Here is a 7,821-nt window from a genome sequence, read left to right on the forward strand (position 1 = left end):
GTAGAGCACCTGGTTTGGGACCAGGGGGTCGCAGGTTCGAATCCTGTCTTCCCGATTTCCATAGATAATATTTTTGGCGGTGTAGCTCAGCTGGCTAGAGCGTCCGGTTCATACCCGGGAGGTCGGGGGTTCGATCCCCTTCGCCGCTATATTACTTGGACCTTTAGCTCAGTTGGTTAGAGCAGACGGCTCATAACCGTCCGGTCGTAGGTTCGAGTCCTACAAGGTCCATCATTTGATGGATTTTGAATGGTTAATAGTTAATATTATCGCGGGATGGAGCAGTCTGGTAGCTCGTCGGGCTCATAACCCGAAGGTCGCAGGTTCAAACCCTGCTCCCGCAATATGGTTCCATGGTCTAGTTGGTTATGACGCCTGCCTGTCACGCAGGAGATCACCGGTTCGAGTCCGGTTGGGACCGTTCAAATGGCTCGGTAGCTCAGTTGGTAGAGCAATGGATTGAAGCTCCATGTGTCGGCAGTTCGATTCTGTCCCGCGCCATGTACACAATTTTATTTAGCACTGCGGGTGTAGTTTAGTGGTAAAACCACAGCCTTCCAAGCTGTTGTCGCGAGTCCGATTCTCGTCACCCGCTGTAATGGGCCTATAGCTCAGCTGGTTAGAGCGCACGCCTGATAAGCGTGAGGTCGATGGTTCGAGTCCATTTAGGCCCATTGGAGAAGTACTCAAGTGGCTGAAGAGGCGCCCCTGCTAAGGGTGTAGGTTGCGAAAGCGGCGCGAGAGTTCGAATCTCTCCTTCTCCGTAGTTCCATATTTGTATGGCCCGTTGGTCAAGTGGTTAAGACACCGCCCTTTCACGGCGGTAACATGAGTTCAAATCTCGTACGGGTCATTGTATTATTAAGTTAATACGTATTATATTCATCTGGAGGATTACCCAAGTCCGGCTGAAGGGAACGGTCTTGAAAACCGTCAGGCGGGTCAAACCGCGCGTGGGTTCGAATCCCACATCCTCCTTTAGTTTTATATTATCGCGGGATGGAGCAGTCTGGTAGCTCGTCGGGCTCATAACCCGAAGGTCGCAGGTTCAAACCCTGCTCCCGCAATATGGTTCCATGGTCTAGTTGGTTATGACGCCTGCCTGTCACGCAGGAGATCACCGGTTCGAGTCCGGTTGGGACCGTTCAAATGGCTCGGTAGCTCAGTTGGTAGAGCAATGGATTGAAGCTCCATGTGTCGGCAGTTCGATTCTGTCCCGCGCCATTTGGAGGAGTAGCGAAGTGGCTAAACGCGGCGGACTGTAAATCCGCTCCTTCGGGTTCGGTGGTTCGAATCCACTCTCCTCCATTCTTTTTAGGGATATAGTTTAAAGGTAGAACTACGGTCTCCAAAACCGTCAGTGTGGGTTCAATTCCTACTATCCCTGTTTGCCTTATATGGCGGTATTGGTGAAGTGGTTAACACACCGGTTTGTGGCACCGGCACACGTGGGTTCGATCCCCACATACCGCCCTTATTATTGGGATATAGCCAAGCGGTAAGGCAACAGACTTTGACTCTGTCATGCGCTGGTTCGAATCCAGCTATCCCAATTCAGTTTTCAAAAACTGATAAATAGTGTATTATGGTGGTATAGCCAAGTGGTAAGGCAGAGGTCTGCAAAACCTTCATCGTCGGTTCAAATCCGATTACCACCTTTGGCTGTAGAGCCATCACAATATTTTTTGCCGGTGTGGCGGAATTGGCAGACGCGCTGGACTCAAAATCCAGTTCCTTCGCGGGAGTATCGGTTCGACCCCGATCACCGGTATTATCGCACCAGATTAGTCGAAGTAAAAAGCCTAGAAAATTGACAAACGTTGATTTCTAGGCTTTTTGCTTGCTTAGAATCAGATAGAAAAAGGTAGTAATTCGTCAAGTGGCAACTTTTTGGCAACTTTATCCGAGTTTTGTACTTAATGGTTGCCAGGAGGGTGGCAACTCTAATGGAACGCTGTAACCCGTAGTGTACAAGGTTATTAGAAAATCGCATTGAGTGTTTTTTCAATCTCTTTTTTCTCTTTTCGTTTTAATAGGTGTGCATATACGTCTAAGGTTTTGGAGACTTTTGAATGTCCTAGTCTCTGACTGATATAGTAAATATCTACATCTTTATAAATCAAATAACTAGCGTGAGAATGGCGTAGACCATGAAAAGTAAAGTCGGGGCGATTAACGTTACACATTCGAAGAGTTTGCTGAAGATAATCATTGATTGTGTGGTTGTCCGGTATTACGCCTTTGTTATTAGCAAAAATAAGACGGCGAGAATTAGGGTAGTTTCGTTTTGCAAATTGTTGCAATTGATCTAGTAATTCTTTTGGCACGTCTATTTCACGCGGCAAAGTCGTTTTGGTAGGCTTAAAACCATCATCATGCCAGTCATATGATTTTGTTACACAAATGGTCGTATGATCATAATTAAGATCTTCTGGTGTATCTTGAAGTGCCGCTATTTCAGCAACGCGCATACCAGTCATCATTGCAATATAAGCCATTTGTTGGCTAATATTGAGAGATGTAAGGTGCTTAATAAAATACGCTCGCAAAGTTTCAAAATCTTCTGCTTCGAGATAGTTAGTCAAAGTCTTCACTGGTCTCTTGCCTGAAATTGTTATCGAATTGGTGAAATTTCGGCGGATATAGCCATCTTCGACTGCTGACAATATACTTGCTCTAATGTGAGTGTGGAGCTTGCTAACGGTCTCTCTAGAGCGTGTGTGGGGGTTCCTTAGATCCTTGCCACCTGCGTAGTCGTTAACAAACTTTTGATATTCCAAGCGACTAATTGAACCAATTGATGTATCTGGAAAGTAAGTGTTAAACGTGTTATAAGTGGTCATATAATGCTCATAGGTACGATTTGAAATAGATGGTCGTTTAAATGTATTTACCCACTTCATAAAATAGTCGGGTAGGGATATGGAGCCGTCATTGATTCGATCACCAGAGCTAAATTCCATTTCCCAATTTAATAATTGTTTTTCAGCATCTGACTTTTTATCAAAGACTCGTTTTTTAACAATTCGATCTCCGTTTTTCAGACGCTTTTGGTAGCTTGCGCGGTACTTTTTATCTGCTATTTTTGTAACAGGCATAGTAAATTCTCCTTTGTTTATGTTAAAATTAGGGTACACAAAAAGCATGTACCTATGTACACTTTTGTTGGTTGCCATATCCTAACTTTTGGTCGAGTGGGGGATATGGCTTATTTTGTTTAATCAGTTAATTCATCGATATCATCATCAACTTTTTGATGGTATCCATTAAATGTATCAATAAATTCTGAATAACTTCCAGTTGGTGATGCTACAAAATCAGTTAGTTTTCTTGTATGTTTGTACATTTTTTCGTAGAAATTCAAATCATAATCGCCAGTATCATTATTCTCCATTGTTGTTAAACTTTCTTTTGCTGATGTAACAGCACTTTCCATGGTATCAATGTCGGTTTGATTATCTGAAACTAGCTTTTGTATTGTAGTATCTACATCAAAGTTATCAGAGCTGTTATCTATTGCGTCACCCCAGCCTTTATGAATCGCTTTGGCTAAATCCTCTGAATCAGTAACCGCAAGATAAACATTTGCTCTAAACAAGCCTTCAGCCTTATTAAACTTCTTGTTAGTTTTCTTTTTTTCGGCTTTTTCTTTTTTAACTTCAGCAGCTTTGATAGCCGCAGCCTTGGCTTGTTGTTCATTAATTCTGTTGATAGTAAGCTGACCGCCTCCAAATCCAATAAGAATAAAGACAGCTGAAATGATCATACCGAGTTTACCAACGGTTTTTGGCGCACCTTTTTTAATTGAGAAGCCTACAATAAAAACAATTAAAAAGCCGACAAAAACAATTGCGGCTAGTATTCCAACCAATACAAGTACGGTTGCTAAAGTATCCATAAATATTCCTCCAAAGCCTCACTGTGCCTGCGGGTGGGGTGTTTTTTTGTTTTAGACTAGTCAAAAGCAATTAGTTTAGATTCACCATTGGAATTGAATCGTAGCTAGTCACCAGACTTGGGGTGGAGCTTAGTTAACGTTAATTGTTTTAGTCCCAATGGTAGTAAAATCTTCGTTAGAAAATTCAATAGTAACCGGTGTGTCATTAACAAGCTTAAACATCATAACTGTTTCAACTGTTTTACCAGGTAATAAGCTGTTATTTAGGTTATCTTCTTGAGCTTGTAGTGGATTATTGCCATTTTCATCCAAAGCTAATGTTCCTGGGTCTAAATTAACATTTGACGTATCTGTCTTTTGTTTAGCGTGGATAACCATATAGAAGTTAGAAGGATCTTGTTCTTTATCAGAATTATTATGAATTGTATTATAAATGACTAGCACCTTAGTATTATCTTCAGCACCATCACGTACTTCAGTTTTAGTGAGCTTCATTGTTTCCATGTCGGCATAGAAAACAGGATCTTGGAAGAACCAATCTTGATCATCAGTAGTAGGAATGCTCTTTGATGATGAAGCAGCCTTTTTGCTGGATTCTGCTTTTGCTTTGCTAGATTTCTCCGACTCTTTCTTGCTGTCGACTTTAGATGCTTTTTCGACCCTTGGCTCGCTTGATTTCTTAGCAGAATCATCACTGGAGTTGCCACATGCTGCTAAAGTTAGAGATAAACCTAACGCTGTTGCTAAAATAATACTTTTCTTCATTGCCCGTTCCTCCCATGATAATGATAAATTAGTTAACCTTTGAATAGGTGATAACAAATGATCCTAATGTACTTTCTACCTTTTTCACTTTAACGATTAAACTATCCCCTTTTTTGACATTAGGATTTTCATTGGAGACAAAATTTAAATGTTTTCCAGCTTGGATGTTATACCCAAAAGCTGACTTAGGATCTAATTTCTGTACCTTAATTTTTATAGTTTTTCCTTTAATGTCGTCACCCGCATTTAGTTTCTTTTCAGCCTGTGCTTCGGTATAATCCGCTTTAGGCTGTGATGCACCACATGCGGCTAATGTTGCTACCAGTCCTAGCATAATTGTTAACCCAAATAAAACTTTTGCAACTTTTTTCATAAATAATTCCTCCACAACCAGAATAAATCTGGTATAATATTTTTGTAACAATCGTTATCTTTAACTCACTCTCTCCGTGCCCGCGGAGGGAGCTTTTTTAATCCATGTTTTGTAGTAACCATTCTGTTAATCGTTTCTTGACGAGGGTAGTTAGCGTCTTCGGGACGCCAAAATCATCCATAAAGGTTAGGTAGTTATCATACATAAGATCAGCACTCTCGCAGAATTTCAAAAGCAGATCAATACCCGTCTTATTTGCCTCGTTTTCAATTTTGATTCTGGTGGCACTCGTCGTGTAATAAAGTAATTTCTGTGTGTTATCACCATTCAAAACATGTCCTAGCTCGTGTGCAGCAATGAATGGTAATTCTTTTTTATTTTGCCAATTCATATTGACGAAAACTCGCTTTGATTGTGGCAATGAAAAAGATGGTGAATCAGGTGATAACTCATCGGTTAAGGTGAAACCGACGTTAATACTAAATGCATAGTTAAGAATGAAAGTTAAGGCGTTATCATCCATATTACTTACCATTCATCAATCGTTTGATGATCTTTCGATCTTCATCTGAAAGTGGTCGTCCTTGAAAAGTAAAAATTGCTTCGTCGTCAGCGAGATCTGCAGTTTTAACGCTATTTTTGGAAATATCTGGATCGTCCGTGCGACCAAGTAGATAATCAGTAGACACGTGAAAATAGTCCGCAACCGCTTGAAGTTTATCGACTGATGGTTTGCTTTTTTTCCAAGCATATAGTGAATTTCTACTGAATCCCAGTTTTTCTTCCAATTCGACAATAGACATTTTTTGTTTCTCAGCTAATTTTTTGATGATATCAAATGTCGTCATACCAACACTCCCGATGCATTACAAGAAATAAATTAAATACATTTGTAGATAATAGTTTACATCTACAAAACCATTTAATATACTAATCTCGTAAGCTAATTTGATAGCAGAAACAGCCAGTAAAAAATAAGAGCTAAGACCCGTTCCCCAACGATAAAATAGCTTTAATGGCTTATTTAACTATGCCTACATTCTATAATGTTTAATAGATTTAGTCAATATATTTCTAAAACATTTTAATCATAGCTATCATTTTAGCTTACATACATATGAAAGGAGGTGATAGGAATGAAAGTAACAATTGAAGGCAGTTTTGATGACATGCAAAAAGTGCTCCATGCTATAGCGAGTAGCAAGGAGCAACACGAAATTATCATGGGACACACGATTACTACTAGACCCGATGTTCCAATGAATCAATAAAAGATTGACTCTCTGATGAAATCCCAATTTTCTTTTGAAGCTAAACCTTGATAATTCGAAACGGCTTCACAGATGAAAAGTTCATCGTTTTTATCAAGAACAGAATTCAACTTTTGCTGCATTTCTCCAGGTGTTAGATCGTTACGAACAAGCCAGAACGATGCTTGCAGTTTTATGTAAGCACCACCGAAGTTGATAATTACATCCTTTACTTTTTCGTAAGTTTGCCCTGGTGTGTTTAGATCGTAAGAAATTATATATGGTTTTGACATTCAATATCACCTCCTTTGGTGATATGAGTCCATTATAGCAAATAAGTGGGGCAGTAAATATGGAATTAAAGTATAGGAGGTGATGAGAATGAACAAAAGAATTGGTATTCAAGTTCAGAATCTCGACCAAATAAAAAAGCTGATCAAGCTTGCGATCACACAAGCTAACCAGCTTCAAGAAACTCTGAATAAAATTAAAGACCAAGTTTCTTAGCAACCCATTTATTACTGGCGGAAGTCATCATTGAATCCCAGGAATCAAACTTCGTGTTTAGATTAACAAATTCATCAAGTTTTTTCTCATCAATTGAATCCATTTCACTGAAATCAAACTTTGATTCTTTTTCAAAATTCTCAATGTCAGAAAATTTCGTGTTCGCTTGCATAAAAGAATTGTTAAACAGCTCCGTAAATGGAATGGTATTAGTACCCTCGATTTCTTCTGCAGACTTCTGCATTTTCTTTAGGTTCTTAAGGACATCGTCTACTCCAGTTAAATTTTTAGTCATACTATCACCACACTTTATTGGATTGAACAACAATCAACAAAACTTGTGTTCGGTTGAATTATATCATTATAACTATTCAGTTACAACTACATGTTGATGGTATACCAATTTTACACACAAGATATTGTACACTGGGAGGCATCAAATGAAAATATCTACAGTCATTTATCAACATCTAAAACAAAAAAACATGACTATGTACCGTTTGGCCAAAACATCTGGACTGACATATGTCGCTGTGTACCAGTTGATGCAAGGGCAAAAGGATGCAAAAATATCAACGTTGATAAAAATTGCTGACGTATTGGATTTTAGCCTTGACGAATTTAGAAGGGAAGTGAAGTAAATGCCAACAGCATTAACCGGTCGACAACTTATCAAACAATACGTTGACCAGCATAACGTTGATTTAGGTAGCTTAGGTGCTATGTACGGAATTGGAAAAGTATACATGGGTGAAATAATCTCTGGTAAAAAGCAGACACGAGCTGCCAATGCTTTGGTACTCAAAATTATTGATGATTTTAAATTACGACCAAACGATGATTAAGGGATGAAGTAATGAACCTACTCAAGAAATTACGAAAACAAAATGACGTGGATCAAGTAGAGATGGCGAAGCGCATCTCCGTTTCGTACTCACATTATGTGAAACTCGAAAACAATTTTGTCAATCCATGCTCCTATGTCAATAAATGGCACATCTTTTTCTAAACACTCGTTCTAATTCTGT

13 protein-coding genes and 19 tRNA genes are annotated in these 7,821 nt (G+C 39.4%); 24 read left to right on the plus strand and 8 right to left on the minus strand.

The window, feature by feature from the left end; translation table 11 throughout:
- Nucleotides 1–75 precede the first annotated feature (75 nt).
- From FC15_RS07990 to FC15_RS08080, 19 genes are all read left to right on the plus strand, one after another.
- Nucleotides 76–149: transfer RNA gene (locus tag FC15_RS07990), tRNA-Met, on the plus strand.
- Nucleotides 150–157: 8 nt separating this feature from the next.
- A tRNA-Ile gene (locus FC15_RS07995) sits at nt 158–231 on the plus strand.
- Between the two features lie 39 nt (nt 232–270).
- Nucleotides 271–344, plus strand: a tRNA-Met gene (locus tag FC15_RS08000).
- A gap of 3 nt (nt 345–347) precedes the next feature.
- Nucleotides 348–421, plus strand: a tRNA-Asp gene (locus FC15_RS08005).
- A gap of 7 nt (nt 422–428) precedes the next feature.
- A tRNA-Phe gene (locus FC15_RS08010) sits at nt 429–501 on the plus strand.
- Between the two features lie 23 nt (nt 502–524).
- A tRNA-Gly gene (locus FC15_RS08015) sits at nt 525–595 on the plus strand.
- A 5-nt stretch (nt 596–600) separates the two neighbouring features.
- Nucleotides 601–674: transfer RNA gene (locus FC15_RS08020), tRNA-Ile, on the plus strand.
- A 2-nt stretch (nt 675–676) separates the two neighbouring features.
- A tRNA-Ser gene (locus FC15_RS08025) sits at nt 677–764 on the plus strand.
- A 17-nt stretch (nt 765–781) separates the two neighbouring features.
- Nucleotides 782–853: transfer RNA gene (locus FC15_RS08030), tRNA-Glu, on the plus strand.
- Nucleotides 854–888: 35 nt separating this feature from the next.
- A tRNA-Ser gene (locus FC15_RS08035) sits at nt 889–978 on the plus strand.
- A gap of 15 nt (nt 979–993) precedes the next feature.
- A tRNA-Met gene (locus FC15_RS08040) sits at nt 994–1,067 on the plus strand.
- A gap of 3 nt (nt 1,068–1,070) precedes the next feature.
- Nucleotides 1,071–1,144, plus strand: a tRNA-Asp gene (locus tag FC15_RS08045).
- 7 nt (nt 1,145–1,151) lie between these two features.
- Nucleotides 1,152–1,224 (plus strand) — tRNA-Phe (locus tag FC15_RS08050).
- 3 nt (nt 1,225–1,227) lie between these two features.
- Nucleotides 1,228–1,308 (plus strand) — tRNA-Tyr (locus tag FC15_RS08055).
- A gap of 8 nt (nt 1,309–1,316) precedes the next feature.
- Nucleotides 1,317–1,387, plus strand: a tRNA-Trp gene (locus FC15_RS08060).
- 13 nt (nt 1,388–1,400) lie between these two features.
- Nucleotides 1,401–1,473: transfer RNA gene (locus FC15_RS08065), tRNA-His, on the plus strand.
- Between the two features lie 8 nt (nt 1,474–1,481).
- A tRNA-Gln gene (locus FC15_RS08070) sits at nt 1,482–1,553 on the plus strand.
- 34 nt (nt 1,554–1,587) lie between these two features.
- Nucleotides 1,588–1,658 (plus strand) — tRNA-Cys (locus FC15_RS08075).
- A 29-nt stretch (nt 1,659–1,687) separates the two neighbouring features.
- Nucleotides 1,688–1,771: transfer RNA gene (locus FC15_RS08080), tRNA-Leu, on the plus strand.
- Nucleotides 1,772–1,979: 208 nt separating this feature from the next.
- On the opposite strand, the gene FC15_RS08085 is transcribed toward FC15_RS08080, so the two are convergent.
- From FC15_RS08085 to FC15_RS08110, 6 genes are all read right to left on the minus strand, one after another.
- The gene (locus FC15_RS08085; RefSeq protein WP_057825619.1) at nt 1,980–3,098 is read right to left on the minus strand and encodes a tyrosine-type recombinase/integrase; all 1,119 of its coding nucleotides are present in this window, start codon (nt 3,096–3,098) and stop codon (nt 1,980–1,982) included.
- A 119-nt stretch (nt 3,099–3,217) separates the two neighbouring features.
- Nucleotides 3,218–3,898 (minus strand): hypothetical protein, encoded by a 681-nt coding sequence (locus tag FC15_RS08090; RefSeq protein ID WP_057825621.1) that lies wholly within the window; start codon nt 3,896–3,898, stop codon nt 3,218–3,220.
- 129 nt (nt 3,899–4,027) lie between these two features.
- The gene (locus tag FC15_RS08095; RefSeq protein WP_057825623.1) at nt 4,028–4,663 is read right to left on the minus strand and encodes a DUF5067 domain-containing protein; all 636 of its coding nucleotides are present in this window, start codon (nt 4,661–4,663) and stop codon (nt 4,028–4,030) included.
- A 28-nt stretch (nt 4,664–4,691) separates the two neighbouring features.
- Nucleotides 4,692–5,036, minus strand: a complete 345-nt coding sequence (locus FC15_RS08100) for a hypothetical protein (RefSeq protein WP_057825625.1) — start codon at nt 5,034–5,036, stop codon at nt 4,692–4,694.
- A gap of 97 nt (nt 5,037–5,133) precedes the next feature.
- Nucleotides 5,134–5,571 (minus strand): ImmA/IrrE family metallo-endopeptidase, encoded by a 438-nt coding sequence (locus tag FC15_RS08105; RefSeq protein WP_083479170.1) that lies wholly within the window; start codon nt 5,569–5,571, stop codon nt 5,134–5,136.
- Nucleotides 5,561–5,884: a helix-turn-helix domain-containing protein gene (locus FC15_RS08110; RefSeq protein WP_057825629.1), complete on the minus strand. Its 324-nt coding sequence runs from the start codon at nt 5,882–5,884 to the stop codon at nt 5,561–5,563. The genes FC15_RS08105 and FC15_RS08110 overlap by 11 nt, the downstream gene beginning before the upstream one ends.
- Nucleotides 5,885–6,172: 288 nt before the next feature.
- Here FC15_RS08110 and FC15_RS09405 point away from each other — a divergent pair, with 288 nt between their 5' ends.
- Nucleotides 6,173–6,307, plus strand: a complete 135-nt coding sequence (locus FC15_RS09405) for a hypothetical protein (protein WP_268872208.1) — start codon at nt 6,173–6,175, stop codon at nt 6,305–6,307.
- Here the strand turns inward: FC15_RS09405 and FC15_RS08115 are convergent.
- Nucleotides 6,301–6,579 carry a hypothetical protein gene (locus FC15_RS08115; RefSeq protein WP_057825631.1) on the minus strand — a complete coding sequence of 93 codons (279 nt, stop codon included), beginning with the start codon at nt 6,577–6,579 and terminating at the stop codon, nt 6,301–6,303. The genes FC15_RS09405 and FC15_RS08115 overlap by 7 nt on opposite strands.
- A gap of 88 nt (nt 6,580–6,667) precedes the next feature.
- Between FC15_RS08115 and FC15_RS09410 the strand changes: the two genes are divergently transcribed.
- Nucleotides 6,668–6,793, plus strand: a complete 126-nt coding sequence (locus tag FC15_RS09410; protein WP_268872209.1) for a hypothetical protein — start codon at nt 6,668–6,670, stop codon at nt 6,791–6,793.
- Here the strand turns inward: FC15_RS09410 and FC15_RS08120 are convergent.
- Nucleotides 6,774–7,088 carry a hypothetical protein gene (locus FC15_RS08120; protein ID WP_057825633.1) on the minus strand — a complete coding sequence of 105 codons (315 nt, stop codon included), beginning with the start codon at nt 7,086–7,088 and terminating at the stop codon, nt 6,774–6,776. The two genes, FC15_RS09410 and FC15_RS08120, sit on opposite strands and share 20 nt — an antisense overlap.
- Before the next feature lie 145 nt (nt 7,089–7,233).
- On the opposite strand from FC15_RS08120, the gene FC15_RS08125 reads away from it, so the two are divergent.
- The 3 genes from FC15_RS08125 to FC15_RS09485 are packed head-to-tail and all read left to right on the plus strand — an operon-like array spanning nt 7,234 to nt 7,802.
- Complete coding sequence (locus FC15_RS08125; RefSeq protein WP_057825634.1) at nt 7,234–7,434, plus strand: helix-turn-helix domain-containing protein; 201 nt, start codon at nt 7,234–7,236, stop codon at nt 7,432–7,434.
- The gene (locus tag FC15_RS08130; protein ID WP_057825636.1) at nt 7,435–7,638 is read left to right on the plus strand and encodes a hypothetical protein; all 204 of its coding nucleotides are present in this window, start codon (nt 7,435–7,437) and stop codon (nt 7,636–7,638) included. It abuts the gene before it with no gap.
- An 11-nt stretch (nt 7,639–7,649) separates the two neighbouring features.
- Entirely contained in the window at nt 7,650–7,802 is a 153-nt protein-coding gene (locus tag FC15_RS09485) for a helix-turn-helix transcriptional regulator (protein WP_083479171.1), read from the plus strand.
- Nucleotides 7,803–7,821 lie beyond the last annotated feature (19 nt).

The organism is Lapidilactobacillus concavus DSM 17758, from assembly GCF_001435835.1.
Classification (GTDB): Bacteria; Bacillota; Bacilli; order Lactobacillales; family Lactobacillaceae; genus Lapidilactobacillus; species Lapidilactobacillus concavus.